The sequence below is a fragment of the Pseudomonas sp. PA-1-6B genome (assembly GCF_021609545.1).
Lineage (GTDB): Bacteria > Pseudomonadota > Gammaproteobacteria > Pseudomonadales > Pseudomonadaceae > Aquipseudomonas > Aquipseudomonas fluorescens_BV.
In genome coordinates this window covers 1-26,897 of the sequence record NZ_WJZM01000074.1, presented here as the reverse complement: position 1 = coordinate 26,897, position 26,897 = coordinate 1, and the positions used below count along the sequence as shown (strand labels likewise).

Genomic DNA, 26,897 nt, shown 5'->3' with positions numbered 1-26,897 from the left:
CCTCGAACGTGCGCACGTAGCGACCGTCCTTGAACACCGTCACTGCGTCGCAGATACGGAACACTTCTTCCATACGGTGCGACACGTAGAGCACCACTTTGCCCTCCTCGCGCAGGCGCGTGATGATGGCCATCAAGCGGTCGATTTCCCGCGCCGATAAACTGCTGGTGGGTTCATCAAAGGCGATCACATGGGCGCCACGGGACAGCGCCTTGGCGATTTCTACCAGTTGGCGCTGGCCCAGGGACAGGCGCCCGAGTTTCTCGTCGGGGTCGATTTCATCGGCCAGGCCCTTGAGGCAGGCCAGGGCCTGCTTGCGCAGCAGGCTCCGGTTGACCACGCCAAAGCGTGTGGGTAAATGCCCGAGGAACAGGTTCTCGGCCACGCTCATTTCCGGCACCAGGTGTAGCTCCTGGTGAATCACCGCCACACCGTTGGCGATGCTGTCGGCGGCGCATTTGAAGGCCATGGTCTGCGCGCCAATCTGCACCGTACCGCTGGACGGAATGTAGGCGCCGCCGAGGATTTTCAGCAGGGTCGACTTGCCGGCGCCGTTCTCACCCATCAGCGCGTGCACCTGCCCCGGGTGGGCGGTGAAGCAAATGCCATCCAGCGCCTTGACCCCGGGAAAGGTCTTGCCGATGCCGTCAAACCGCAGGGCCGCAGCGGTCATTTCCACAGCCCGATCTTGGTCAGTTCTGCCTGGAAGTTTTCACGGGTGATCAGCGTCACTTCGTCCATGGCCGTGTATTTCGGCGGCTCGGTGCCCTGGGTGACCCACTCGTACATCATCTCAGCGGTTTTGTAGCCTTCAATGTGCGGGCTGGGCAGCATCGAGCCGAAGAAGCCGCTGTTGGCTTTCTTCAATTCGCCGATGGCGTCGGTGCCATTGATGCCGATACCGATCACATTGGCTGCGGCGAAACCGGCACTTTCGGTGGCGCGCACGCCGCCGAGCACGGTGTTGTCGTTCATGCCGCCGATGATCAGGTTCTTCGCGCTACCCGGCAGCTTGACCAGGGCCGAGTTGGTGGCGTCCATGCTGCCGGGTACGTCGAGGGTTTTCAGTGGGGCGGTGAGGATGTGATCTTTAGGAATGCCAGCCTCTTCCAGCGACTTGATCGAGCCGTCGGTGCGCTTCTTACCGGTGTCGAGCTCGTTGAAGGTGTTGATCACCGCATAGGTGTCCTTCCAGTCCCAACCGCGTTTTTTCGCTTCGGCGGCCATGGCGGCGCCCTGCTTCTGGCCCACTTCAAACGCGGCCATTCCAAGGTATGGCACGTCTTCCATGAAGTTGCCCTTGGCATCGACAAAGCGGTCATCCACGGCCATCACTTTCAAACCGTTGACCTTGGCCTTGGCAACGATGGCCGGGCCCAGGGACACGTCCGGCGGGCAGATCACGAAGCCTTTGGCGCCGTTGGCGGCCAGGCTGTCGATGGCCGAGAGGGTTTTCTCGCCGTCCGGCACCGCGATCTTGATGAGTTTGAAGCCTTTGTCCTGGGCGGCTTTTTCCGCAAACGCCCACTCCGTCTGGAACCACGGCTCTTCGGCCTGCTTGACCAGAAAACCGATCTTCACTTCTTCAGCGGCCAGCAACAGGCCGCTCAAGCTCATGGCCGAGACCGCCACAGCGGCGCAGCACAGGGAACGCAAACCACGACGACGATTCATAGGGGTGACTCCTTGTTGTTGTTTTTTTTCAATGTTCGTTTTGTGTACGGGTACTGTTGTGGCGAGGGAGCTTGCTCCCGCTGGGGTGCGCAGCGCCCCCCAAAAAAAGCCGGCTCCAGCTGCGCTGTCGAACGGGAGCAAGCTCCCTCGCCACAACAGCGCGTTTGGTTTATCCGGCGAAGCGGTGACAGGGCTTGCCAGGAACATCGACCTCAATGGCCAATACCGCACCATCAAGGGGGTGATCCAAGGGACTCGCCGCGCTGGTGATGTACAGCGTGGTGAGCTCGGGCCCACCGAACACGCAACTGGTGGGACGGCTGACCGGTAGTTCGATGATGCGATCCACCTCACCTGAGGGCGTCAGCCGCAGCAGGCAACTGCCGTCCCAGCGCGCGTTCCAGATGTAGCCGTCGGCGTCCATGGCCGAGCCATCCGGCCCGCCGCGTGTGTGCGGCCCGAACCAGGCCTGGGCGGCGCCGAGTTGGCCGTCAGCCTGGATCGAATGCTGATAGAGCGTACCGTCCATGCTGTCGCCGAAATGCACCTGGCTGCCCGCCTCGTTCCAAAGCAAGGTGTTGGGAATGCCCAGGCCGGCCAGCAACGGCGTGACCCGCGCATCGGCATCGATGCGAAACAAGCCACCGGAGCGCCGGGTAATCGGCAGGTCTTCGCCCTGCTCGCCAATGTTGTTCTGCATGGTGCCCAACCACAGCCGGCCCTGGGCATCGCAGCGTGCTTCATTGCCGCGGTTGCCCGTTTGCGGGTCGGCTACGCACAGCAGGGTCAAGGCTTCGGTGGCCAGGTCCAGGCGATACACGCCGCTGCTCAAGGTCACCAGCGCATCACCGCGTTCACAGGGGATGAACGCCGAGACGTGCTCGGGCAACTGCCACACCTGCAACTGCCCACCCATCAGACGCAGCGCCTGGCGGGCGGCGATATCCACCCAATACAGGGCCTGGGTCGGTACATCCCAGAACGGCCCTTCGCCCAACCGGGCACGGTGCGGGGTGACTGCGCTCAACGACATGAAGCCTCCTGATCAGTTACAGCGATTCGCGCGATGGCGTGCCATTTACCAGCCGCTGAATGCGCAAGGGGTTGGCGTTTTTCAACGCGTCGGGCAGCAGGCTATCAGGGTAGTTCTGGAAGCACACCGGGCGCAGGAAACGGTCGATGGCCAAGGTGCCGACCGAGGTGCCACGGGCGTCGGAAGTCGCCGGGTACGGCCCGCCGTGAACCATGGAATCGCACACCTCCACGCCAGTGGGGTAACCGTTGAGCAGGATGCGCCCGACTTTCTGTTCCAGCAGGGGCGTGAGTTCGGCGAACTGGTGCAGGTCGGTCGGTTCGCCGATGAGCGTGGCGGTCAATTGCCCGTGCAGCCCCTGCAAGGCGGCGCTGAGTTGGGCCTGGTCGGCTACTTCGACGAACACCGTGGTGGGGCCGAAGACTTCTTCCTGGAGCACTTCATCGCCGTCAATCAACAGACGTACATCCGCCTTGAACAGTTGCGGTTGCGCCTGGTTGCCCGATTGCGCGCTGCCCGCCAGATGCTGGATGCCCGGGTGAGACCGGAGTTTTTCCAGGCCCTTGCCGTAGCTGCCCAGGGTGCCGGCATTCAGCATGGTTTGCGCCGGTTGCTCGCCGATCAATTGCGCGACCTGCTGAGTGAACGCGGTGAACGCAGGCGAGGCGATACCGATCACCAGGCCTGGGTTGGTGCAGAACTGGCCGCAGCCTTGTACCACCGACGCGGTCAGGTCACGGGCAATGCTTTCAGCGCGGGCTTGCAGCGCCTGGGGCAGCACGATCACCGGGTTGATGCTCGACATCTCGGCAAACACCGGGATCGGTTGCGGGCGCGCCGCGGCCATGTCGCAGAGGGCGCGGCCGCCTTTGAGCGAGCCGGTAAAGCCTACCGCCTGGATCGCCGGATGCTTGACCAGCGCCTCACCGACGCCGCCGCCAAAGATCATATTGAACACGCCGGCCGGCATCTCGGTGGCCTCGGCGGCACGAATGATTGCATCGGCCACGCGCTCGGCGGTCGCCATGTGCCCACTGTGGGCCTTGAACACCACCGGGCAGCCGGCGGCCAGCGCGGCAGCGGTGTCGCCGCCAGCCGTGGAAAATGCCAGGGGGAAGTTGCTGGCGCCGAACACCGCCACCGGGCCGAGGCCGATACGGTATTGGCGCAGGTCCGGGCGCGGCAGCGGCTGGCGCTCAGGCAAGGCCTTGTCAATACGCGCGCCGTAGAAGTCACCACGGCGCAGCACGGTGGCGAACAAACGCATCTGGCCGCTGGTGCGCCCGCGTTCGCCTTTGATGCGTGCGGCCGGCAAGGCGGTTTCGCGGCAAACCAGTTCGACGAAATCATCGCCCAAGGCGTCCAGCTCATCGGCCACTGCATCCAGGAACTGCGCACGCCGTGCGGCGCTCAAGGCGCGATAGGCCGGGTAAGCCTGGGCCGCGGCCTGGGCGGCGGCATCCACTTCCTGGGCGGTGGCCTGGTAGAAATCCTGGGGCAAGGCTTCGCCGGTGGTGGCATCGATACTTTGCAGCTTGGTGCTGCCGTTGGCGCTGCGCTGGCCGCCGATGTAGTTGTGGCCGAGGAACTGGGTCATGTTGATCTCCTTAAAGGGGGGTGACTTGGCCGGGTTCAAATGCCGCATCGCTGCTGCCGATACCGTTGATCAATGGCACGCCGAATTCAGCCTGGCTGATCTCGAACACATCGCCCGGCTGGGTACGTATACCGTCGGCGAATGACAAGGTGGCGGTGCCGAAGAAGTGAATGTGCACATCACCCGGCTTGAGGAACTGGCTGTATTTGAAGTGGTGGTATTCGAGGTTTTCCAGGCTGTGGCACATATTGGCCTCGCCACTGAGGAATTCGTTCTGCCAGATGACCTCGCCGTTGCGCAGGATGCGGCTGGTGCCCGCCAGATGCTCGGGCAGTTCGCCCACGCGCAACTCCGGGCCATAGCTGCAACTGCGCAGCTTGGAATGGGCCAGGTACAGGTAGTTCTTGCGCTCCATCACATGGTCGGAGAACTCGTTGCCCACCGCAAAACCCAGGCGATAGGGTTTACGGTCATGCCCGATCACATAGAGGCCGCCGATTTCCGGCTCTTCGCCGGCGTCTTCGGCGAACGGCGGCACCGGGAAGGCCTGGCCCGGGCGCACGACGATGCTGCCATCGCCTTTGTAAAACCACTCCGGTTGCACACCGGCCTGGCCGGCGCCTGGTTTGCCGCCCTCCACGCCCCATTTGAAGATGCGCATGGTGTCGGTCATCGCGCTGTCGTCACCGGCCTGCTGGTGCATCTTGTCGCGGGCCGAGGCACTGCCCAGGTGGGTGAGACCAGTGCCGCTGATCAGCATATGGGCTGGGTCCGGGTGATCCAGCGGCGGCAGGATTTTGTGTTCCGCCAACAAGGCGGCGTAGTCATGGCTGCCGCCCAGGCCGAGGGCTTCTACCTGTTGCTGCAACTTGCCGCCGGCATCGATGGCGGCCAGCGCCAGTTCACGCACGCTGTGGGCGCCGCGCACTTCGCGTACCTGGTTGCCTTCTACCACGCCGACGCGGCGCTCACCGTTGCTCAACTCGAACTGAACTAAACGCATGCAGGTTCTCCTGGATTTAAGTACGTGTGGCGCCACGGGCGCTGGCGGCGAATTGGTCGACGGGCAGCACGTGCTTGCGTTCCAGCAAGCGGTAGACCACGAGGGTCAGCAGCAACCCGAACACCATCACACCGGATAAGAAATACAAGCCTGAGGCCAGGTTGCCGGTGTACTCCTTGAGCGCACCGATCACGAACGGGCCGATGTAACCGCCGAGGTTGCCCACCGAGTTGATCAAGGCAATACCGGCCGCCGCACTGGCGCCGGCAAAAAAGCGCCCCGGCAGCGTCCAGAACACGGCGGTGCAGGAAAACATTGCAAACGCCGCCAGGCACAGCGCGGCCATTTGCAGCACTGGCACGGCAAGCCAGGCGCTGCAGAACAGGCCGATGGCGCCCAGTACATAGAGCACGGCGAGATGGCCGTAACGGTCGTTCAAGCGGTCGGAGCTGCGCGGGATGATCAACAGGCCGATGATGCCGAAGATATAGGGCACCGCGGAGATGAAGCCGGTGGTGAGGTCGCTGCCGCCAAACTGCTTGATCAGGGTCGGCAGCCACAAGCCGAGGCCGTAGATGCTCAAGGTCACCGGCAGGTAGAACAGCGCCAGCAGCAATACGCGCTTGTCCTTGAGCGCATGCAAAGGGTTGCCATGGCGCGTCTGGCCGTAGGCTTGCAGGTCTTTGTGCAGCTCGCCGGTGAGCCAGGCTTTTTCTTCCTCGCTCATCCAGTTGACCTTCTGGGGGCCGTCCGGCAGGTAGCGCAGCACCGGCCAGGTCAGCAGGATCGCCGGGGTGCCGATCACGATGAACAGCCACTGCCAGCCATGCAGGCCAAGGATGCCGTCCATGCCGAGCAAACCGCCGGACACTGGGCCGGTGATCATCATTGCAATGGGTTGGGAGAGGATGAACAGCCCGAGGATCTTGCCGCGATGGCGCACCGGGAACCACTGGGTGATGTAGTACAGCACGCCGGGAAAGAACCCCGCCTCCGCCGCGCCCAGCAGAAAGCGCATCACATAGAAGCTGTGCGGCCCCTGCACGAACGCCATGCCGATGGTGATGGCGCCCCAGGTGATCATGATGCGCGCAAACCAGCGCCGCGCGCCGAAGCGGTCGAGCATCAGGTTGCTGGGAATCTCAAACAGGAAATAGCCAATGAAGAACAACCCGGCACCGAGGCCATAGGCGGCGTCACCGATGCCCACGTCAGCGCCCATGTGCAGCTTGGCGAAGCCCACGGCGGAACGGTCCACGTAGGCGATCAGGTACAGCAGGATCAGGAAGGGAATCAGTTTCAGCGTGATGCGCCGAATAAGCCGCAGTTCCTGGCTCATGGGGTCGATCTCCGATTGTTGTTTTTATAGAAGCTCGGGGGACGCCTCTGGCGAAATTCGCCAGGGCCATACCTCAGTTAACATCGACTATATAGTATGACTATTTGCAAAACAACACTTCCAAAGCGACGATTTTGCGCTTATGTTTAAGCACGCATAGAACATATAGTCATACAATAAGAGAAACGATCATGCCTGACAAAAAGCCCGGCCTACGCTCTGCCCAGTGGTTCGGTACCGCCGACAAAAACGGCTTCATGTACCGCAGTTGGATGAAGAACCAAGGCATTGCCGACCATCAGTTCCATGGCAAGCCGATCATCGGCATCTGTAACACCTGGTCGGAGCTGACCCCGTGCAATGCGCACTTCCGCCAGATCGCCGAGCACGTCAAGCGTGGCGTGATCGAGGCCGGAGGCTTCCCGGTGGAGTTCCCGGTGTTTTCCAATGGCGAATCCAACCTGCGCCCTACCGCCATGCTCACTCGCAACCTGGCGAGCATGGATGTGGAAGAAGCGATTCGCGGTAATCCGATTGATGGCGTGGTACTGCTCACCGGCTGCGACAAGACCACCCCGGCGCTGCTGATGGGCGCGGCCAGTTGTGATGTGCCGGCCATCGTGGTCACCGGCGGACCGATGCTCAACGGCAAGCACAAGGGCCAGGACATCGGCTCGGGGACGGTGGTGTGGCAGCTCAGCGAACAGGTCAAGGCCGGCACCATCACCCTGGATGATTTCCTCGCGGCCGAAGGCGGCATGTCGCGCTCGGCAGGCACCTGCAACACTATGGGCACCGCCTCGACCATGGCCTGCATGGCCGAGGCACTGGGCACATCCCTGCCCCACAACGCGGCGATCCCGGCAGTGGATGCACGCCGCTATGTACTGGCGCACATGTCGGGCATGCGCGCCGTGGAGATGGTGCGTGAGGACTTGAAACTGTCGAAAATCCTCACCAAGGAAGCGTTTGAAAACGCTATCCGCGTGAACGCGGCCATCGGCGGCTCGACCAACGCCGTGATCCACTTGAAAGCCATCGCCGGGCGCATCGGCGTCGAACTCGACCTGGATGACTGGACCCGCATCGGCCGCGGCATGCCGACCATCGTCGACCTGCAGCCCTCCGGGCGCTTTCTGATGGAAGAGTTCTACTACGCTGGCGGCCTGCCCGCGGTGCTGCGTCGCCTGGGTGAGGCCAACCTGATCCCCCACCCCAACGCCTTGACGGTCAACGGCAAGTCCCTGGGCGAGAACACCCAGGATTCGCCGATCTACGGCCAGGACGAAGTGATCCGCACGCTGGACAACCCGATCCGCGCCGACGGCGGCATCTGCGTGCTGCGTGGCAACCTCGCGCCCCTGGGCGCGGTGCTCAAGCCTTCGGCAGCGAGCCCCGAACTGATGCAGCACCGTGGCCGCGCCGTGGTGTTCGAGAACTTCGACATGTACAAGGCACGCATCAACGACCCGGAGCTGGACGTGGATGCCAACTCGATCCTGGTCATGAAGAACTGCGGCCCCAAGGGTTACCCCGGCATGGCCGAAGTCGGCAACATGGGCCTGCCCGCCAAGCTGCTGGCCCAGGGCGTGACGGACATGGTGCGCATTTCCGATGCGCGCATGAGCGGTACCGCCTACGGCACCGTGGTGTTGCACGTGGCGCCGGAAGCCGCTGCTGGCGGGCCGTTGGCGACAGTGAAGGAAGGTGACTGGATCGAACTCGATTGCGCCAATGGCCGCCTGCACCTGGATATTCCAGACGCCGAGCTGGCAGCGCGCATGGCCGACCTGCCCCCCGCGCAGAACCTCATCGTCGGCGGCTATCGCCAGCTGTATATCGACCATGTGCTGCAAGCCGACCAGGGCTGCGACTTTGACTTCCTGGTGGGCTGCCGCGGCGCAGAAGTCCCACGGCATTCCCACTAATTGGGATGCTATGATGCGGCGAATCTAAGCCAGAGCCTCCCCGTCGTTATGGATCACCAACCGCCCAAGCCGCGCAAGAGCCAGCATGCCCAGATCGTTCAGGACTTGGGCATGCACATCGTTTCCGGTCGCTTCAAGCCTGAAGAACGCTTGCCCATGGAAGCCACGCTGTGCGAGGAATACCAGGTCAGCCGCTCGGTATTGCGCGAAGCCACGCGGGTGCTCAGCGCCAAGGGCCTGGTGTATTCCAAGCCACGGGTGGGCGCGGTGGTACGGCCACGCTTGAAATGGCACCTGCTCGACCCGGACGTGCTGTCCTGGTTGATGCAGTCCACGCCCCACAGCGAGTTTTTCAACACCCTGGCCGGGGTGCGCCGCATTCTCGAACCGGAAATCGCCGCCATGGCCGCGACCACCGCCACCGACGAAGACATCGCCACCATCGAACAAGCCTACCAAGGCATGGAAACCGCCAAGACCCACGAGGACCTGCTACAGGCCGACCTGGACTTCCACCGCGCGATTGCCGACGCCACCCGCAACGACCTGCTCGCCTATATGTGCAACATGCTCTCGCTGCCGTTGCGCGAGTCGATCAACATCACCAACCGCCGTCCGGATATCCAGGGCCTGAGTCTGCCTCGGCACAAAGCGATCCTCACGGCAATCCAGAACCGCGATGCCCTGGGCGCACGGCATGCGTCGCTGGTGCAACTGGATGACACACGGGTGGCGCTGGATACGGTGATGAACGTGTTGACGCCGTTGTGAGCCCGCGTCATTCCTGACTGTTATTGTTGGCCCTGGGGCAGGTGTTATCGCCCTCTTTTTTCAGCGCCAGCACGGCCTGGCGCTCGGACAGCAAGTGAGTGATGGCGCCGCCGATCGCAGCGGAAATCAACGCCAAGGCTTCTTTAGGCAGATTGATTGCCGCCCAGGTCAACCCACCGATCAGCAAGATGACAAACAGGATATTGAAACGTGACACGCCAAGTTTTATCGAGCGGACGATATCGGACGTGTCCTGCATTTTCTCGAAGCGTTTAAGGTCTTCGAACTTGCGCACCGATTCCAGGGTTTCCAGGTAATGGGTTTCGGCCCGCTTCAATTTCTTGATCACATCGGCTTCGAGCATGACCTCCTCTATCTCGATCCTGACCAGGCTGATATTGGCGCCTGGACGGCCGAGAATTTCCGAACTCAGCGAACTTTCGGCCAGCTCGGCCAGCAGATAGGTATAGGAGGTTTCGCTGATCTCCTTGGCATATTTTTGCAAGGCTGATGTGTAGCACTTGGTGGCGTACCGGGTGAACAGACGCTCGGCATCGTTGGTCTTTTTGATCAGGTCTTCAGCTTTCTCGATCAGTTCCCGTTCCATTTTTAATATCCCTATTAAGCGTGGCTTCGAAAAGCAATGAGCGCCGGCCGCTGCGCTGGCACGTTACGAGCAAACATCCCTCGATCGCCCGCCAGTGTCTACTGTCAAACCTGACAGGGAAGCTGATGCAGGCCACTGTGGCGAGGGAGCAAGCTCCCTTGCCACAGGCCCTGCGTGGTACCGCAGCTGTTCATCACAGGGTGTAGGCAATGCCCACCTGCACGGTACGTGGTGCACCGGGGTAGGCGTAGATATTGCCGAACGCACCTTCTTCATACTCGCGGTTGAACAGGTTCTTCACATCCAGGTTCAAGCGCACATGCTCATTGACCTTGTAGTAGCCGAGCAGGTCGACCACGGTATAGGCGTCCATGGAGAATGCCGTGTTGGCGGTCTGGCCGGCGCGCTGGTCGACGTACTTGCCGCCGGCGCCCAGGCCCAGGCCTTTGAGCGCGCCGTCCTGGAACTCGTAGACGTTGAGCAGGCTGAAACTGTTGCGCGGGATGTTCATCAAGCGCGTGCCGGAGCGCAACGTGTTATCACGGGTGACTTCGGCATCTACATAGGCGTAACCGCCGATCACGCGCCATTCGGGCGTGAGGTTGCCTGCCACATTGAGGTCGAAGCCCCGACTGCGCACCTGGCCGGCCGCGACACTGAAGGTATTGTCCACGGGATCAGTGGTCAGCACGTTCTTCTTCTCGATCTGATAGATCGCCGCATCCACGCTCAACTGCCGGTCCAGCGCCTCCCACTTGATACCCATCTCGTAGGACTTGCCTTTCTCCGGCGCAAAACCACCGCCTTCGCGGCTGGCGCCAGTGTTGGGCTTGAACGAACGCGCAGCATCGGCATAGACCGCGACGGTGTCGGTGAGGTCGTAGATCACACCCACGCGTGGAGTGACGGCGTTGTCGGCGGCCTGCCAGCTTTTACCTACATAATTCTGGTAGTCATGCTCGAAACGCTCGAAGCGGGCACCGGCCAGTACTTTCAGCCGCTCAGTGAGGGCGACCTGGTCCTGTACAAAAGTGGCGTAGGTCTTGAGGTTTTCTTTGTCGTGGGTCGGCGTACGGGTCAGTGCCGGACGGGGTTGACCGTACACCGGGTCAAAAATGTCAATTGGATAGGTGCCCGCCGCGGCGCTGGAACGCTGGATAATCGACTTGTAGTCGTAGTCCTCGTATTCGATACCGGTGAGCAAGGTGTGATCGAAGCCGCCAGTGGAGAAGTGTCCTGTCAGGTTGAGCTGATAGTCCTTGTCGGTCCATTCCAGCTTGCGGTAGTTGAAGTTGCGTTGCAGGGTGCGGCCATCAGCGCCCAGGCTGCCCGGCCCGTTGGCTTCGATGGCATTGCCTTTCAAACTGCCATCCAACCACTGGAAACCGCCGCCCAGGGTCCAGTTGTCGCTCAGTGCATGCTCGAAACGCAACTGCGCCATGTTGTTGTCGTTGTGCAGCTTGCCAGCGTCCTTGTCGCCCCAGAACGTATCACGCGAGGGCGTGCCGCGCTGGTTGGGGAAGCGCGTCAGGCCACGGTCCAGCGGGTGGTTGTTGCGCATGAAGTCGCCTTCGAAGGTCACCTTGGTGTCATCGGTGGCCTGCCAGGTGATTACCGGCGTCACGCCGTAGCGTTCCGTCTCGACGTGATCGCGGAAGGTGTCGCCGCCCTCGCCCACTACGTTCAGGCGATAGGCCAGGCGGCCTTCCTCGTCCAGCGGGCCGGAGGCATCCAGGGTGCCGCGCTTCATGCCCTGGTCATTGAGCTGGCTGCCCAGGGTGACGGTGCGTTCGGCCAGCGGTTGCTTGGACACCACATTGAAGGTGCCGCCTGGGTCGCCACGGCCGTAGAGCATGGTCGCGGGGCCGCGCAGCACTTCCAGACGCTCGATGGTGTTGGCGTCCGGCATGTTCGGGTAACCGCGGTTGATCGGGAAACCGTTGCGGTAGAACTCACCGGTGGTGAAGCCGCGCACGGTAAAGGTGGTCAGGCCCTGACCGCCAAAATTGTTGGCACGGCCCACGCCGCCGGCGTAATCGAGGGCATCCTGCAAGCGCGTTGCACCGAGGTCTTCGACCACGTCCTTGGACACCACGCTGATGGACTGCGGGGTTTCATGAATGGCGGTGTCGGTGCGCGTCGCACTGGCTGAGCGTGTGGCGTGGTAGCCCTGCACGGGGCCTTGGGCCGACTCAAGGTCGGCAGTGGCGGTGACATTGGTCGCTTGCAGCTCGATACTGGTGTTCTCGGCAGGTGCCTGCTCTGCCCACGCGAAGGGGGAAAACGCCTGGAGCACACAGATGGAAATCAGGGTACGACGCATGGGTGTAGAACCTAGTGAATGAGCCAGATGGGACGGCAAACCTGCCAAGAATTCGCCGCGCATCATATATCAAGGCATTCTCGTTTGATATCGGTTCTCATTTGTTATTTTTTACGTATCTATTGTGTCTCCAGTGGGTAAAGCAAAAACCACAGGCGAAAAAAAGCCACTCAATCGAGTGGCTCATGCAACGCGCAGGCATACCTCAGCGATAGCGTTCCAGCCAGTGCGCGTAAGGCGCCGGCAAGGTCCAGGAGGACCTGTCCACGCCCAGCTCCTTGGCGGCAAAGTAGGCCCAGTGCGGGTCAGCCAAATGTGCGCGCCCCACCGAAACCAGGTCCAGGTGCCCGGCCTGCAGTGCGCCTTGCGCCAGTTGCGGCGTGCCGAAGCCCCAGGCCGAGGTCACCGCAATACCGGCTTCACGGCGTACACGCTCAGCAATCGGACCCATGAAGGCCGGGCCCCATGGGATGTTGGTGTCAGGAATGGTAAAGCCGACGCTGACGCTCAGCAGGTCCAGGCCACCGTCCTTGAAACGGCGGGCCAGTTCGATGGACTCGGTGAGGGTCTGCTCATCACGGCCGTCGTATTCGATCACACCGAACCGGGCGGTGAGCGGCAGGTTTTCCGGCCAGACTTCACGCACCGCAGCCAGGGTTTCGAGGAGGAAGCGGCTGCGGTTGTCGAAGCTGCCACCGTAGGCATCGGTACGCTGGTTGGAATGCTCAGAGAAAAAGCTCTGGCCCAGGTAGCCGTGGGCAAAGTGCAGCTCGATCCATTCAAAGCCGGCATCGCGAGCGCGGCGAGCCGCGTCGACGAAGTCCTGCTGCACGCGGGCAATGTCTTCCAGGGTCATGGCACGCGGTACGTTGGGCAAGTTGGCACCAAACGCGATGGCAGAGGGGGCGATGGTTTCCCAGCTACGGGGATCGGAGGCCGGGATGTGGTCATCACCTTCCCAGGGGCGATTGGCACTGGCTTTGCGACCGGCGTGGGCGATCTGAATGCCCGGCACCGAACCTGCGGCCTTGATGGCCTTGACCATGGGCACGAATGCCTGGGCGTGGGCGTCGCTCCAGATCCCGGCGCAGCCTGGGGTGATGCGTCCTTCAGGGGCGACCGCGGTGGCCTCGACCACCAGCAGGCCGGCGCCACCACGGGCCATGCCGGCCAGGTGGACGTGGTGCCAGTCATTAACCATGCCGTCGTCGGCCATGTATTGGCACATCGGGGGGATAGCAATGCGATTGCGCAAGGTCACATCTTTGAGTTTGAACGGTTCGAACAAAGCCGACATTGAGAACTCCAGGAAGGGGTGGGTGATTCGATAGTTCGATGGTAATCGAACTATGGTATTGAACGCTACCCCCCTGTTATGATCCGCCCCATGCGAGCCTTCAAACACCCTACCCCGCAAGAATTGACGCTTGAGCGTGTGCTGTACGCCTTGAGCGACCCCGTGCGCCTGGACATCGTGCGCTACCTGGCCAACGTGCCAGAGGCCACCTGTGGCGAACTCGACGGGGGGCGTCCCAAGTCCAGCATGTCCCATCACTTCCGGGTATTGCGCGATGCCGGCCTGGTGCACACCCGCAATGTGGGCACCACCCATATGAACTCGTTGCGCCGTGACGAGCTGGAAAGCCGCTTCCCTGGGTTGCTGGCCAGCGTGTTGTCACAACACTAGACGCATAACTTCGGCGCGACGCCGGGCCTGTGGCGAGGGAGCTTGCTCCCGTGACGGCCTGCCACCCGGCGCTTGCCTACCTGACACCCCACAATCCAAATGTGGGAGCTGGCTTGCCTGCGATGGCGGCCTGACAGTCGCCCCATATCTACCTGACACCCCACAATCCAACTGTGGGAGCGGGCTTGCTCGCGAAGGCGGCCTGACAGCCGGCACAGTCATACCGAGTACATATCCATTCCTGCGGTAACAGCCACTTTCCGCCAGCGTGGTTTAACGGGGCGCTTAAGACCAAAAGCAGATCAAGATCAAGAGCGGCTCGCTTCGCATCGTGGTTAGCGTTGGCTGCTGCAACTTGGAAAGTTGTGCAGATACCTATGCACTAGACGCCAAGCCTCAGGACAAGACCGCCTTTAGCAGCGCGCCGTCCAGGTGCACACAATCCTTGCCATTGCGCTTGGCGCCGTACAGGTTCTTGTCCGCCATCTTGAGTACGGCCGACAACTCGTCGCCCGGCGAAAAACGCGCCATCCCCGCACTGCAGGTGTAATGGTGGGGCGCAGGCACACTGCTGCGGATCGCTTGCAACAAGTCCAGGGCATAATCACAGGCCACCTCCACATCGTCGCCCTGCAATAACACGCCGAACTCTTCCCCGCCGATCCGTCCAAAGCTGTGGCTGCCCTTGGCATTTTTCAGGCAAAGGGCCATGGCGCGCAGAATCTTGTCCCCCACGTCGTGGCCATACAGATCGTTTTTTTCTTTGAAACTGTCGATATCCAACATGATGAAGTAGCCGCCCTGCTCCCCACCGAGCAACTTCTCGAAGCTCTGCATAAAAGCGCGCCGGTTGAGAATGGAGGTCAGGTAGTCGGTCTCGGCCAAGGCGCGAAACTCGCTTTCCACCAGCAATACCGAACGCAGGTTCTTCAAGTAGGAATAACTCAAGATAAACCCGATGGACACCGACGCCGCGCAGAACAGCAGCAAATACACCTCGGTGCCAACGTATATATCCGCCTGCATGGGCGGCCACAGGATCAGCCAGATCAATAGCGCATCGGCCAGATAATCCTGGACACTGATAAACAAGATCGCACTGCCCACCACCAGGGTCACGGCCAACGGCAGGCCATAGATACGCAACTCTTTGTTCATATGAATCAGATAAGCGAAGCCGACGGACAACAACACCATATAGGTGACCCCCAGAACTCGCCAGAGCAGAAAGTTCGTGGTGGTGGCATGTACCCGGCAAACAATCAGCAGGCCCACCGTGACGCCCAACATATAAAAATTCAACTTCAGGGCCGCAGGAATCAGGAGCATGCCGACCCAGGCAATAATCCCTACCCCTTCGGCTTGGGTCACCGCAGGTGACAACAAACTGCGCATTCTGGGCCGCAACTTCAAGTTAGCAGGCATCCTTACGCTCCCATCTCAATAGCATGCAGGCCCATCGCAAATGAAAAGGCCATGAACCGCTTTACCAGGCTGGCAAAGGGTGGCAGAACTTCCAGCCGGGTTTTGGAGTGGGCTTTGAAATAACCCTTTTCAACCCCCTCCTGCACCATACGGATAATGTGGGTCTTGGACACGGAAAGTTGCTTGGCCAAGGCCAGGTAGGAAGACGACCGGAAGGTGGCGCGGTCGTTCTCAGGGGCAAAGGCATCGTTGTAGATCGCCAGCATCAACAGATGGCCGGCGTCGCGCTTCACCAGCCAATAACATTCGGGCAGCAAAACATCCACCGTCAATTCGGCGGCGAGAATCATGGCGAAGCCTTTGAAATAGAGCGCCAGGAACTCGCGATCATCCAGGTCACGCATCTGCCGGAACACTTCCCTTTCGGGGTAGAGCAGCGCCAACGACTCAGTGAGGGCGGTGAGCATCAACCGCGCTTCGCGGCAGGCTTCATCCGAGGGTGCATACACCCTGAAGCGACTGTCTTCGGGGTGCGGCGCAACCTCCATGAAACCCAGGGCCCGGAATAGCAAAAAAATCGATTCCAGGCTGTTTTTCGAACAATATTTGCGCGTTACGCACAAGGCTTTAACTTCTGCCAACAACGGCAGCGGTGTGGAAAAGTATTGGCTCAATAATGCAAACGACACCATCAAGCGGCTGTATTTAAGGGCACTCTTGTAGAAAAACGGTCGTCTCGAATAGGGCACGAGCAGCACGTGGTAATGCGCTCTCATGCACGATTCAAAATCCTTATGACGTTCGAGCGCTTGCGCGGTATTACACATAGCCAACTTCAACGAACTGACACGCATGAAAGAGCCCTGATCATCCAACTTGATGCCACTGATCTCAGCTACGAAATCCCTGCAGCCCGGCCCCAAAACAAATCACTTCAAAATCCCTGCCATTAATGGCTTTTTGCCTCGAACGCAATGTACAGCGATTGCCGGACAAGACGTCATCAGTACCAAAGTTGTTCCACAGTCAAATGCCCCGTAGCACACACTTGCGCGCAACCTTTGGTTACATTCTCTCCGCCTGGCGGTTAGAGAACTAATCGATTCAGCACACTGCGAACCTTCCTTCCTCGGCGGCGTCGTAACAGGGGATTGTTGCCAACCGCCCGCCGCGAGGTTCTCGTTTGAAAGCTGCCCTTCTGAAGAAATACCGCCTGATCATCAAGACCATGGGCTATGTGGGCTGGGCGTTGTTCTGGCTGTTGTTGTGGGATGTGGCAGTGACGGTGGATTTCATGCTGTTTCTCACTGCCAAGATCAATTTGCCGCTGATGCCCCTGACCTTGCTCGGCTCGGCACTGGTGGTGCTGATCAGTTTTCGCAACAGCAGCGCCTACAACCGCTGGTGGGAAGCACGCACGCTGTGGGGTGCGATGGTCAACAACTCGCGCAGTTTTGCCCGGCAAGTGTTGACCCTGCTCGATGACGCCCCTGGTGAGGTGAACCCGGTGAAGTCGACGCTGTTGCGCCGTCACGTGGCTTACGTCAATTGCCTGGCTGCGCACCTCAAGGGCCAGCCGTGCCCGGAGGAAGTGCGAGCCTTTATCCCCGCCGAAGAATTTGCGCGCAACGGCGCCACCAATAACTTCGCCAATGACATCCTCACCGGCTCGGCCTCGTTGCTGGCGCGCGAATACCAGGCCGGGCGCCTGGACAGCATCCGCCTGGCGCGGTTGGAGTCGACCCTGGTGGACCTCTCCAACGCCCAGGGCGGCATGGAGCGGATTGCCAACACGCCACTGCCCTACCCTTACGTGTATTTCCCGCGGCTATTCATTTCGTTATTCTGCCTGATCGTGCCGGTAGGCCTGGTCGAATCGCTCGGTTGGTTCACGCCGTTGGCCTCCACAGTCGTGGGCTTCATGCTGCTGGCCATCGAACGCATCGGCACCGACCTGCAAAGTCCGTTCAATTCCAGCGAACACCAGATCCAGATGGAAAGCATCTGCGAAACCATCGAGAAGAACCTGCAGTCGATGCGCCGCGATGCCCTGGTCGGTGACCCGATCGCCTGAAGCCCCCTCCTCAAGTGCCAACTCCCTCGGCCGATATACCGAGGGTACGCATGGCCTCGCCTCTCACAAAAACGCCTGCGACACGCAGTACCCATTTTTCTCCCCTTGCCAAAACTATAAATACCCGCGGGTGAAGTCATGAATATCAAGCAGAAGCTGACATGGGCGTTTGCGGCCATCGCGTGCGTGCCGGTCATCCTGGTCGCCATTATCGTGGTGCTGAACCTGCGCGAGGGTGCGCTGGCCAACTTCCTCGACAGCAGCGGCCGCGAGATCCGCCAGATCGACAATGGCATGCAGCAGTTTTTCGACGGCATCAGCCAGAATGTCGACTTCGTCGCCAAAGACCTGCGTGTGATCGCGGCCAAGAACCTCAAGAACTACGCCGGCGCCGATGCAGCGCAAATTCCGCTGACGCCGACCAACACCGAACTGCTGGCGATTTTTGATCAGTTCGCCAAAAGCCACCCCAGTACCGCCTACCTGTCCCTGGGACTGAGCGATGGCGGCTACGCCAGTTGGCCGGACGACGCCAAGCTGACGCAATACGACCCGCGCACCCGCCCCTGGTACCAGGCCGCCATTGCAGCGCCAGGCAAGACCGTGCGCACAGGCGCCTACTACTGGGCCCCGGACGATGTGGTGCTGATCGGCACCGTGCGCACCGTCGCGGATGCCACGGGTAACGTCCTTGGGGTGGTTGGCCTGGACGTGTCGCTCAAGCAACTCACCGAGCTGGTGCGCACCATCAAGCTGGGCGACAGCGGCTACCTGATGCTGGTGGAAGCCGACGGCAACGTGCTGGTGGACCCCAGCGATGCCACGCACAACTTCAAGCCCCTGGCGGGCCTGGGCGCGAACTACGCCGAACTGGCCAAGCACGGCGATGGCGTGACCGAGGTGAGCATCGATGGCGTGGCCTACATGGCTAACGTGGTCAGTTCCAAAGACTTGGGCTGGCGCTTTATCGGCCTGATCAAGCGTGACGAAGTGATGGCCGACGCCACACGCCTGACGTGGTTGATCGCGGCGATCGCCGCCGTACTGGCCGTGGTGTTCGCAATCGTCGGTGCCAGTTTCGCCCGTGTGATCGTGCGTCCGATTCGCGGTGTGGCCGACGGCCTGCAGGAAATCGCCGAAGGTGAAGGCGACCTCACGCGCCAGCTCAAAGTGCAAGGCAAGGATGAAACCGCCAGCCTGGCCGGCTGGTTCAACCAGTTCCTGAGCATGATCGCGCAACTGGTGCAGCGCATCGGCAACGCCTCCTCAGACCTGCAAACCGCCGCCGCCGACACCAGCGCCGTGGCCAACAATATGAACCAGGCCGCCGGCCGCCAGCGCGAAGCCGTGGAACTGGTGAGCACCGCGTTCAACGAGATGGTCGCCACCGCCAACGAAGTCGCGCGTTCATGCAGCGCCGCCGCCACGAGTGCCGATGAGGGCTATCGCGATGTGCACACCGGCCAGCAGCACATCGGCGAAGCCACCGGCAGCGTGCTCAAGCTCAGCGAAGACCTGCAAAAATCCACACAGACCATGCAGTTGCTCGAGCAAGACAGCCAGAACATCAACACCATCCTCGACACCATTCGTTCGATTGCCGAACAGACCAACCTGCTGGCGCTCAACGCCGCGATCGAAGCCGCCCGCGCTGGCGACCAGGGCCGCGGCTTTGCGGTGGTCGCCGATGAAGTGCGTGCACTGGCGCGTCGCACCGCCGACTCCACCGGCGAAATCGACAGCCTGCTGGGCAACCTCGCCCGCCGCACCCAGGAAGTCACCCAGCAGATGCAAGGCAGCTTGCTGGTGTCCAACACCAGCGTGGAGCGCATCCAGCAGGCCCGCGACAGCTTTGACAAGATCCGCGGCTCGGTGGACTCGATTCGCGACCAGAACACTCAGATCGCCACCGCCGCCGAAGAGCAGCACCAGGTGGCCGAAGAGATCAACCGGCATATCGCACAGATCCACGCCGACGCGCAGTTGGTGGAAGGCTTTGCGCATTCGGCGCAGACCGGTTCAGGGCGACTGACTGATATTTCCGGCCAGCTCAATGGGCTGGTGGGGCGCTTCAAGTTCTGATGCCCGCCCAATAAAGGCAGCGCTGTACCGTGGCGAGGGAGCTTGCTCCCGCTGGACTGCGTAGTAGTCCCTGTCTTTTAAATTAAGAGCGGGGCCGCTTCGCGCCCCAGCGGGAGCAAGCTCCCTCGCCACAGGGTACGGCGTCGCCGGGTCCATCTATGCCGCCTCAGAGGCGGCCCTGCCCATCATCGCAGTACCTGCAACAGTCTATTGCAGGACTAAAATGTACTAACCGGTTACTTATCTTGCTAAAATCGCGTCTTTGCCCTCTCTCACTCGAGTCCATTCGACATGAAACGAGCATCGCGCGCCGCTGGCGTCTCTAGATTCTTACTCCTGGGCCTGGGCGTCGTCATCGCCCTGCTCGGCCTTGCGCTTGCCGTCGGCGGCGCCAAACTGGTCAGCCTGGGAGGTTCCTGGTACTTCCTGCTGGGCGGCGTGGTCATGGCCATCTCCGGGCTGTTGATTGCCCGCTGCAAGCCTGCCGGCGCCTGGTTGTTCGCCGCGTTTCTAGTGGCTACCGCCGTGTGGGCGCTGGCCGACGTGGGCCTGCAATACTGGCCGCTGTTCTCGCGACTGTTCATGTTTGCGGTGATCGGCGTGGTGGTCGCACTGGTGTATCCGTTGCTGGCCGGCAAACCGGCGCGGGGTGCCTATGGCGTCGCCGCCGTATTGGCGCTGGGCGTGGCGGTGGCAGCGGGCAATATGTTTGTCGCGCACCCCAGCGTTGCGCCCACCGGTGCAGGCCCGGGCATCACCCCGGTGGCTGCGGCCGATGCGCAGAAAGATTGGGCCCACTACGGTAATACCGAAGGTGGCAGCCGTTTCGCCGCGCTGGACCAGATCAACCGCGACAACATCGACAAGCTCAAGGTCGCCTGGACCTACCACACCGGCGACGTGGCCATCAGCGACGGTAACGGTGCCGAAGACCAACTGACGCCCCTGCAGATCGGCAACAAAGTGTTTATCTGCACCCCGCACAACAACCTGATCGCGCTGGATGCCGACACCGGCAAAGAACTGTGGAAAAACGAAGTCAACGCCAAATCGGCAGTGTGGCAGCGTTGCCGGGGCATGGCGTATTTCGACGCCAGCGCGCCGATTGCCCAGCCGACCCAGCCCGACAGCTCGCCGGTCCTGGCCGCCAGCGTGCCTGCCGGTGCGCAGTGCCAGCGTCGCCTGCTGACCAACACCATTGATGCACGCCTGATCGCCGTAGACGCCGACACCGGCAAGTTCTGCGAAGACTTCGGCACCCATGGCCAGGTGGACCTCAAGGCCGGCCTGGGCAATGTACCCGACAGCTACTACCAACTGTCCTCGGCGCCGTTGATGGCCGGTACCACCGTCGTAGTCGGAGGTCGCGTGGCAGACAACGTGCAGACCGATATGCCCGGTGGCGTGATCCGTGGCTTTGACGTGATCACTGGCCAGATGCGCTGGGCCTTCGACCCAGGCAACCCTGAAGACAAGCAGGCCCCGACGGGCGATGCCACCTACGTGCGCAGCACCCCGAACAGCTGGGCGCCGATGTCTTACGACCCGCTGATGAACACGGTCTTCCTGCCGATGGGCAGCTCGTCCACCGATATCTACGGCGTGGAGCGCACCCAGCTCAACCACAAATACGGCGCTTCGGTGCTGGCACTCGACGCCTCCACCGGTGCCGAGAAGTGGGTCTACCAGACGGTTCACAACGACCTCTGGGACTTCGACCTGCCGATGCAGCCAAGCCTGATCGACTTCACCCCGCCAGGCAGCGACAAGGCCGTACCGGCCGTAGTCATCGGCACCAAGGCCGGGCAGATCTATGTGCTCGACCGCGCCACCGGCAAGCCGCTGACGGACGTGCAGGAAGTGCCGGTCAAAGCCGCGAACATTCCCAACGAGCCGTATTCCCTGACCCAGCCGAAATCCGTGGGCATGCCGCAGATCGGCGCGCAAACCCTCACCGAATCGGACATGTGGGGCGCGACGCCGTATGACCAGTTGCTGTGCCGCATCGACTTCAAGGGCATGCGCTACGACGGCCTGTACACCGCGCCGGGCACCGATAAATCCCTGAGCTTCCCGGGTTCCCTGGGCGGCATGAACTGGGGCAGCATTTCCACCGACCCGGTGCACGGTTTTATCTTCGTCAACGACATGCGCCTGGGCCTGTGGATCCAGATGATACCGTCGCAGAACAAGGCCCAGGCCTCTTCCGGTGGTGAAGCGCTGAACACCGGCATGGGCGCCGTGCCGCTCAAGGGCACGCCGTATGCGGTGAACAAAAACCGCTTCCTGTCGGTGGCCGGTATCCCATGCCAGGCACCGCCATTCGGCACCTTGACCGCCATCGACATGAAGACGCAAAAGGTCGCCTGGCAAGTACCGGTGGGCACGGTTGAAGACACCGGCCCCCTGGGTATCCGCATGCACCTGCCAATCAAGGTAGGCCTGCCGACCCTGGGCGGTACGCTGTCCACCCAAGGCGGCCTGATCTTTATCGCCGGCACCCAGGACTTCTACCTGCGCGCCTTCAACAGCGGCAATGGCGATGAAATCTGGAAAGCCCGCCTGCCCGTCGGCAGCCAGGGTGGGCCGATGACCTACGTGTCGCCGAAAACCGGCAAGCAATACATCGTCGTCACCGCCGGCGGCGCACGCCAGTCCACCGACCGTGGCGACTACGTGATCGCCTACGCCCTGCCGTAACCGCCCTCTGTTCGCGCGGTGCTCCGGCACCGCGCTTTGTGTTTGGAAAGATCCCCCATGACCCCTACTCCTCATACCGCCTGGCGCCTGGCGCTAGGCCTGGCCTTTGCGGCCGCCCTGCCCGTTCAAGCCGACGACACCACCCTGACCGGCGACTGGGGCGGCCTGCGCCGCGAACTCGACGCGCAAGGTGTGCGCTTTACCGGTGACTACAGCGGCGAGACCGCCTACAACGCCCACGGTGGCCAGCACCGTTCGGCGCGCTATTCGCAAAATATCAAGCTCGGCGTGCAGTTCGACCTGGGCAAACTCTACGGTTTCACCAACGGCGACCGCATCCAGCTGACCCTCAACGACCGACGCGGCAACAGCGCCTCCGAGGACCTGGTGGGCAACCGCCTGCCGATCCAGGAAAACTACGGCGGCCTCTACACGCGCCTCACCGAGCTGAGCTACGAGCGCACGCTGTTCACCCCGGCGCTGAACCTCAAGCTGGGCTATATGGCCATGGGCAATGATCTCGGCGGCCTGGACAGCGGCATCCTGTGCAACTTCATGAACGCCGGGTTCTGCGGGCATCCGCTGAACATGTCCGGCGGCAGCGGCTGGGCCAACTACCCGAATGCGCACCTCGGTGCCCGGGTGAAATACGACTTTTCGCCCAACTGGCAACTGCGCGTGGCGGCGTTCAATGTCGACCCGTCCAGCAACGGCAACTCCAGCCGTGCCTGGCACCTGGGGCCCAAGCACACCACCGGCACCGTGGTGCCCATCGAGCTTATCTACAAGCATGCGGGCGCACTGCCCGGTGAATACAAGCTCGGTTATTACTACGACAGTTCCGATGTAAAACGCATTGGCAGCAACAAGGACGTCAGCGGGCGTGGCGGTCACTACCTCTTGATCGACCAGGCTGTGTGGGCCTCACAATCATCCCAAGGCCGTAGCCTGCACGCCTTCGGCCAGTACTCTGCCGCCAGCGAAGCGGCCTCGCCGTTCACCAAGTGGTATGGCGCAGGCGTGGTGCTGTACAAGCCGTTCGAAGGTCGCCCGCGCGATACCGTCGCCCTGGGCTATGGCCGCGCGGTGCCGAACCCGCGCAGCCGTGATGTGCAAGAGTTGGCTGCGTTCAATGCCGGGGCGTCCTACCCCTCAATCGACAGCGCCGAACAGTTGATCGAACTCAGTTATGGCTACCAGGCCACGCCTTGGCTGACCTTGCGCCCGGATGTGCAATACATCATCGAGCCGGGGGCGTTTTCCGGTGAGAGCATCGACAATGCGCTGGTGCTGGGCTTGCAGGTCAAAGCGATATTCTGACCGCCTGCCTCAGCCAGCCCCCAAGGATTTGCCGCGGCCACCGTTCTTGAGCATCGACGGGTTGATCCCGAACTGTTTACGGAACGCCGTGGCAAAGTGACTGGCGTTGGCATACCCCAGGTCCGAGGCGATGCGCATCACTGATTCATCGCCACTCATCAAGCGGCTGCGCGCCTGGATCATGCGGGTCTGCTGGAACATGCCGTAGACGCTGTTGGCGAACAGTTGGCGGAATCCGCGCGTGAGCTTGGGCTGGCTCAAACCGGATTCACGGGCCAACTCCGACAGGCTCGGCGCCTTGCCCAGGTCTTCCAGTAAACGATCACGAGCACGCACCAACCGCTGACGGTCGGTGTGACTGACCCGGCAGGTGCATTCAGCGTCCTGGCGCGCTTCCAGGAACAAGCTCACCAGCGTGACACTTTGCCCGTACAACCACAGGCTGCTGCGTGGTTGGGCCGGCGCCAGCTGGGTGCCGTGGTCCATGGCCAGGCCGAGCATGTGCGCGGTGGCGCTCATTTCGCCGCTGCGATGGCCGTCGAGGAAGCAATGCTCGCAGGCCAAGGCTTTGTTCAGCAGCGGGTCGAGTTTCAATTCCCACTGAGCGAGCAGCTCGGGGCGGATCATCACGGTGATGTTGTCGATTTCGCCGTGCTGGTGATAAAGGCCATGGCGGCAGCGACCAAAGCTGATATTGCCCGCGCCTTCATCAATCGCATAGCGACGTTGCCGGCGCCCATCGTGAAAGCTGCACGCAGCCTTGCCCTTGAGCGAGTTGGTAAAACTGAAGTGAATGCATTCGCTGTCGTCCTGCAGCGGCAGTTCAACCGGCTGCTCGAACGTGCTTTGCCAACGCACGATATCCAAGCCCTCCTGCAGCGTCATGCGGGTGACGCGGCAATGCGCCCCTGGCCCCAGATCACTCCCATACCCGCCCGTAATGATTCGCGAGACTGGCATCGGCTCCCCTGCGCCTCCTTGAACGGCTGACATCGTAAATCTCCTGGCTGACCGGATACGGCTCGAATCAGATCACATCAGGGTAGAATTCTGCAATTGATAATTATTAGCATTTGGAGCGCCGCACGCTTTATCAAACCGCCGCTGCCCCTGCGCAACGCGCCTCGATCAACCTGTTCAGTCAAGGTCCCATCATGTCTGCACGAGGCAACACGACGGCTACCCGTCAATCTTGCTACAAATGTAATAGTATAACAATAGCGATTGCTTTGACACTGTCCCCTTCTGCCTTTGCCTCTGGCGAGCTATTGCAACTGCCAGCCTCGACAGTGACCGCACGCATGGCCCAGGAAGACCCCAAGGACGTGCCTATCAGCGTCAGCGTAATCAGCGGCGAACAGCTGCGCACACAACGCCTCGACACCCTCGAAAGCGCCCTGCGCACCACCGCCGGCGTCAGCGTGAATTCTTCCGGCGGGCCGAATGATTTCAACGTGCTGATCCGCGGCGTCGGTTCGCTGTATCAAATGTCCATGGATGACAGCTCGGTGGCGTTCAATATCGACGGCGTGCCGGTGTCGTCGCGCAGCCTGGGCTTCGGCACACTGGATATCGATCGCATCGAAGTGCTCAAGGGTCCCCAGGGCACACTGTCCGGCGCCATCGGCCAGGCCGGCGCGGTGAATATCACCACGCGCCAACCCACCCGCGAACTGGAAGGTTATGTGCGTGGCGAAGTCGGCCAGAAAGGCCAGTTCCTCACCGAAGGCGCCATCGGCGGCCCGCTCAGTGATCGCTTCAGCGGCCGCCTGGCAGTGCGGCGTGCCGGCTACGACAGTTGGATCGACAACGACCAGACCCACCACCCCATCACCAAGCCACGCAATGAAGCCTATCGCGGCAGTCTGCTGTGGGACCTAAACGATGACACCCACCTGTTGCTCAGCGCCGAACGCCAGCAAACCGAACGCGCCACCAACTCCCTGGTGTTGCGCCCCTACGGCAGCCACCCGAGCCTGGACCTGACACCCGGCCTGTTCGACGACAACGACAAGACCACCGAGCGCTACACCCTCAAAGTCGATCACGACTTCGCCAACAGCCGCCTGACGTCCACCACGGCTACTGGCACCGCCGACTTCACGGGTTTGATCGCCTACGACAGCAAACTGATGGGCGCCCTCTACGACACGCCCAGCGAGTTCTGGGTGGTGGACAAATCCTTCGAACGCAACTGGAGCCAGGACGTGCACCTGGGCTCATTGCCCGACGCTGAAGTGTTCTGGGTCGCCGGCGTCGCCGCCAGCCGCAACGAACGCAGTTACGATACCCCGCGCAACACCTACGGCACGTCCAGCGCCAGGTTCCGCGACTTCACCACCACCACTTACGCAGGCTACGGCGAAGTGACCTTCCCCCTCAGCGAACGCCTGAAACTCACCACCGGCTACCGCCACTCCTGGGACCGTAAGACTTACAACGGCCAATACTTCGCCGGCACCAGCGTCGTGGACGACTCGCGCAGACTAACCGACCACTACGGCACCGGCCGCGCCGCCCTGAGCTATGCGATCACCCCACAGACCAACGTCTATGTGCAACTGGCACGGGGCTATAAATCCGGCGGGTTCAACGACTATGCCTCCCAGGTCAGCGACAGCGCCCCCTACAAGGCCGCCGTCAGCAAAGCCGCTGAACTGGGCTTCAAAAGCACGACCGAAGAGGGTCGTGGCAGCCTCAATGGCGCGCTGTTCTATACCCGCGTGCACGATGACCATTTGCTCGGCTATGACGCGGCGACCTTCGCCACCAACGCCTTCAACGCCGACACCCGCACCCGCGGCGCCGAGCTGGAAGGCAGTTGGCGCTTCGACCAGGGCCTGACCGTGGCCGCCAGCGCCACCTACCTCGATGCCAAAATCACCCGTGGCGTGCAAGGCATCCAGGCCGGTGACGTCGCAGCCGGCAACCGCACCCCGGATGTGCCACGCTGGAGCGCCAACCTCAACGCCAGTTGGAAGCACCCACTGGGCAGCATCGCCAGCCTGGGTGATACCACTCTCAACACCAGCCTCAATTACCACCTGGTGGGTGAACGCGCGGCCGATCCGCAGAATCATTTCAACCTGGATAACTACGAGAAGCTCGACCTGCGGGCTGGGCTGGAGAGCAAGTTCGGGGAAGTTTATGCGTTCGCCGACAACCTGTTGAACCAGACGTACGACACCTACGGTTTCTACAGTGAGCCGGTAGCCTACGGCGGGCCATCGCGGCGGCGTACGTTGGGCGTGGGCTATACCTATCAATTCTGAACCGGCCAGGCTGTAGGAGCGAGCAAGCTCGCTCCTACAGAGGGCAATGTATGCCTCAGAAC

General features: G+C 61.6%; 19 protein-coding genes and 2 pseudogenes. 9 read left to right on the top strand and 12 right to left on the bottom strand.

The features are described from left to right. The 6 genes from GIV35_RS24710 to GIV35_RS24685 form a co-directional block, all read right to left on the bottom strand. Window positions 1–673: ATP-binding cassette domain-containing protein (locus GIV35_RS24710; RefSeq protein WP_236485979.1), on the bottom strand; the 673-nt coding region annotated here is incomplete at its 3' end. Next, window positions 670–1,674 (bottom strand): substrate-binding domain-containing protein, encoded by a 1,005-nt coding sequence (locus tag GIV35_RS24705; protein WP_057977070.1) that lies wholly within the window; start codon window positions 1,672–1,674, stop codon window positions 670–672. The genes GIV35_RS24705 and GIV35_RS24710, both read right to left, overlap by 4 nt. Before the next feature lie 169 nt (window positions 1,675–1,843). Next, entirely contained in the window at window positions 1,844–2,707 is an 864-nt protein-coding gene (locus tag GIV35_RS24700; RefSeq protein ID WP_236265276.1) for an SMP-30/gluconolactonase/LRE family protein, read from the bottom strand. Between the two features lie 16 nt (window positions 2,708–2,723). Then, window positions 2,724–4,304, bottom strand: coding sequence for an aldehyde dehydrogenase (NADP(+)) (locus GIV35_RS24695; RefSeq protein WP_236265275.1), 1,581 nt, complete (start codon window positions 4,302–4,304; stop codon window positions 2,724–2,726). Between the two features lie 10 nt (window positions 4,305–4,314). Next, window positions 4,315–5,307, bottom strand: coding sequence for an AraD1 family protein (gene araD1, locus GIV35_RS24690; RefSeq protein ID WP_236265273.1), 993 nt, complete (start codon window positions 5,305–5,307; stop codon window positions 4,315–4,317). A gap of 16 nt (window positions 5,308–5,323) precedes the next feature. Beyond that, the gene (locus tag GIV35_RS24685) at window positions 5,324–6,646 is read right to left on the bottom strand and encodes an MFS transporter (RefSeq protein ID WP_236265272.1); all 1,323 of its coding nucleotides are present in this window, start codon (window positions 6,644–6,646) and stop codon (window positions 5,324–5,326) included. 191 nt (window positions 6,647–6,837) lie between these two features. Here GIV35_RS24685 and GIV35_RS24680 point away from each other — a divergent pair, with 191 nt between their 5' ends. Together GIV35_RS24680 and GIV35_RS24675 are read left to right on the top strand one after the other, a co-directional pair. Then, on the top strand, window positions 6,838–8,574 hold the full coding sequence (locus tag GIV35_RS24680) for an IlvD/Edd family dehydratase (RefSeq protein ID WP_019817288.1): 1,737 nt from the start codon (window positions 6,838–6,840) through the stop codon (window positions 8,572–8,574). 48 nt (window positions 8,575–8,622) lie between these two features. Further along, window positions 8,623–9,345 carry a FadR/GntR family transcriptional regulator gene (locus GIV35_RS24675; RefSeq protein ID WP_034126739.1) on the top strand — a complete coding sequence of 241 codons (723 nt, stop codon included), beginning with the start codon at window positions 8,623–8,625 and terminating at the stop codon, window positions 9,343–9,345. 7 nt (window positions 9,346–9,352) lie between these two features. On the opposite strand, the gene GIV35_RS24670 is transcribed toward GIV35_RS24675, so the two are convergent. The 3 genes from GIV35_RS24670 to GIV35_RS24660 all read right to left on the bottom strand — a co-directional run bounded on the left by GIV35_RS24670 (window position 9,353) and on the right by GIV35_RS24660 (window position 13,572). Then, window positions 9,353–9,952 carry a hypothetical protein gene (locus GIV35_RS24670; protein WP_034126738.1) on the bottom strand — a complete coding sequence of 200 codons (600 nt, stop codon included), beginning with the start codon at window positions 9,950–9,952 and terminating at the stop codon, window positions 9,353–9,355. A 193-nt stretch (window positions 9,953–10,145) separates the two neighbouring features. Next, a complete protein-coding gene (locus GIV35_RS24665) occupies window positions 10,146–12,275 on the bottom strand; it encodes a TonB-dependent siderophore receptor (protein WP_223024044.1) in 2,130 nt (709 codons plus the stop codon). A 205-nt stretch (window positions 12,276–12,480) separates the two neighbouring features. Further along, a complete protein-coding gene (locus GIV35_RS24660; protein WP_223024045.1) occupies window positions 12,481–13,572 on the bottom strand; it encodes an NADH:flavin oxidoreductase/NADH oxidase in 1,092 nt (363 codons plus the stop codon). A gap of 90 nt (window positions 13,573–13,662) precedes the next feature. On the opposite strand from GIV35_RS24660, the gene GIV35_RS24655 reads away from it, so the two are divergent. Continuing rightward, window positions 13,663–13,962 (top strand): ArsR/SmtB family transcription factor, encoded by a 300-nt coding sequence (locus tag GIV35_RS24655; protein ID WP_003190545.1) that lies wholly within the window; start codon window positions 13,663–13,665, stop codon window positions 13,960–13,962. Window positions 13,963–14,358: 396 nt separating this feature from the next. Here GIV35_RS24655 and GIV35_RS24650 read toward each other — a convergent pair whose 3' ends face one another. Both GIV35_RS24650 and GIV35_RS24645 read right to left on the bottom strand, forming a co-directional pair. After that, a complete protein-coding gene (locus GIV35_RS24650; protein WP_072448543.1) occupies window positions 14,359–15,387 on the bottom strand; it encodes a GGDEF domain-containing protein in 1,029 nt (342 codons plus the stop codon). A gap of 2 nt (window positions 15,388–15,389) precedes the next feature. Then, entirely contained in the window at window positions 15,390–16,241 is an 852-nt protein-coding gene (locus GIV35_RS24645; protein WP_169922168.1) for a hypothetical protein, read from the bottom strand. Window positions 16,242–16,570: 329 nt separating this feature from the next. On the opposite strand from GIV35_RS24645, the gene GIV35_RS24640 reads away from it, so the two are divergent. From GIV35_RS24640 to GIV35_RS24625, 5 genes and pseudogenes are all read left to right on the top strand, one after another. Beyond that, entirely contained in the window at window positions 16,571–17,461 is an 891-nt protein-coding gene (locus GIV35_RS24640; protein ID WP_003190542.1) for a bestrophin family protein, read from the top strand. 138 nt (window positions 17,462–17,599) lie between these two features. Beyond that, window positions 17,600–18,679 (top strand): annotated as a pseudogene (locus GIV35_RS27580) (HAMP domain-containing protein); the annotation flags it as partial. A gap of 327 nt (window positions 18,680–19,006) precedes the next feature. Next, window positions 19,007–19,543: pseudogene (locus tag GIV35_RS27575) on the top strand (methyl-accepting chemotaxis protein); the annotation flags it as partial. A gap of 291 nt (window positions 19,544–19,834) precedes the next feature. After that, a complete protein-coding gene (locus GIV35_RS24630) occupies window positions 19,835–22,243 on the top strand; it encodes a glucose/quinate/shikimate family membrane-bound PQQ-dependent dehydrogenase (protein WP_105226515.1) in 2,409 nt (802 codons plus the stop codon). 57 nt (window positions 22,244–22,300) lie between these two features. After that, a complete protein-coding gene (locus tag GIV35_RS24625) occupies window positions 22,301–23,563 on the top strand; it encodes a carbohydrate porin (protein ID WP_236265714.1) in 1,263 nt (420 codons plus the stop codon). 9 nt (window positions 23,564–23,572) lie between these two features. Here the strand turns inward: GIV35_RS24625 and GIV35_RS24620 are convergent, their stop codons facing one another. Beyond that, window positions 23,573–24,556 (bottom strand): helix-turn-helix domain-containing protein, encoded by a 984-nt coding sequence (locus GIV35_RS24620; protein WP_236265713.1) that lies wholly within the window; start codon window positions 24,554–24,556, stop codon window positions 23,573–23,575. 275 nt (window positions 24,557–24,831) lie between these two features. On the opposite strand from GIV35_RS24620, the gene GIV35_RS24615 reads away from it, so the two are divergent. Continuing rightward, window positions 24,832–26,835 (top strand): TonB-dependent receptor, encoded by a 2,004-nt coding sequence (locus tag GIV35_RS24615; RefSeq protein ID WP_236304543.1) that lies wholly within the window; start codon window positions 24,832–24,834, stop codon window positions 26,833–26,835. The last annotated feature ends 62 nt before the right edge of the window (window positions 26,836–26,897 follow it).

Excerpts from the sequence above, each read along its gene's own strand:
- GIV35_RS24705 (WP_057977070.1), bottom strand. The coding sequence starts at position 1,674 with ATGAATCGTCGTCGTGGTTTGCGTTCCCTGTGCTGCGCCGCTGTGGCG.
- GIV35_RS24700 (WP_236265276.1), bottom strand. The coding sequence starts at position 2,707 with ATGTCGTTGAGCGCAGTCACCCCGCACCGTGCCCGGTTGGGCGAAGGG.
- GIV35_RS24695 (WP_236265275.1), bottom strand. The coding sequence starts at position 4,304 with ATGACCCAGTTCCTCGGCCACAACTACATCGGCGGCCAGCGCAGCGCC.
- araD1 (WP_236265273.1), bottom strand. The coding sequence starts at position 5,307 with ATGCGTTTAGTTCAGTTCGAGTTGAGCAACGGTGAGCGCCGCGTCGGC.
- GIV35_RS24685 (WP_236265272.1), bottom strand. The coding sequence starts at position 6,646 with ATGAGCCAGGAACTGCGGCTTATTCGGCGCATCACGCTGAAACTGATT.
- GIV35_RS24680 (WP_019817288.1), top strand. The coding sequence starts at position 6,838 with ATGCCTGACAAAAAGCCCGGCCTACGCTCTGCCCAGTGGTTCGGTACC.
- GIV35_RS24675 (WP_034126739.1), top strand. The coding sequence starts at position 8,623 with ATGGATCACCAACCGCCCAAGCCGCGCAAGAGCCAGCATGCCCAGATC.
- GIV35_RS24670 (WP_034126738.1), bottom strand. The coding sequence starts at position 9,952 with ATGGAACGGGAACTGATCGAGAAAGCTGAAGACCTGATCAAAAAGACC.
- GIV35_RS24665 (WP_223024044.1), bottom strand. The coding sequence starts at position 12,275 with ATGCGTCGTACCCTGATTTCCATCTGTGTGCTCCAGGCGTTTTCCCCC.
- GIV35_RS24660 (WP_223024045.1), bottom strand. The coding sequence starts at position 13,572 with ATGTCGGCTTTGTTCGAACCGTTCAAACTCAAAGATGTGACCTTGCGC.
- GIV35_RS24655 (WP_003190545.1), top strand. The coding sequence starts at position 13,663 with ATGCGAGCCTTCAAACACCCTACCCCGCAAGAATTGACGCTTGAGCGT.
- GIV35_RS24650 (WP_072448543.1), bottom strand. The coding sequence starts at position 15,387 with ATGCCTGCTAACTTGAAGTTGCGGCCCAGAATGCGCAGTTTGTTGTCA.
- GIV35_RS24645 (WP_169922168.1), bottom strand. The coding sequence starts at position 16,241 with ATGCGTGTCAGTTCGTTGAAGTTGGCTATGTGTAATACCGCGCAAGCG.
- GIV35_RS24630 (WP_105226515.1), top strand. The coding sequence starts at position 19,835 with ATGAAACGAGCATCGCGCGCCGCTGGCGTCTCTAGATTCTTACTCCTG.
- GIV35_RS24625 (WP_236265714.1), top strand. The coding sequence starts at position 22,301 with ATGACCCCTACTCCTCATACCGCCTGGCGCCTGGCGCTAGGCCTGGCC.
- GIV35_RS24620 (WP_236265713.1), bottom strand. The coding sequence starts at position 24,556 with ATGTCAGCCGTTCAAGGAGGCGCAGGGGAGCCGATGCCAGTCTCGCGA.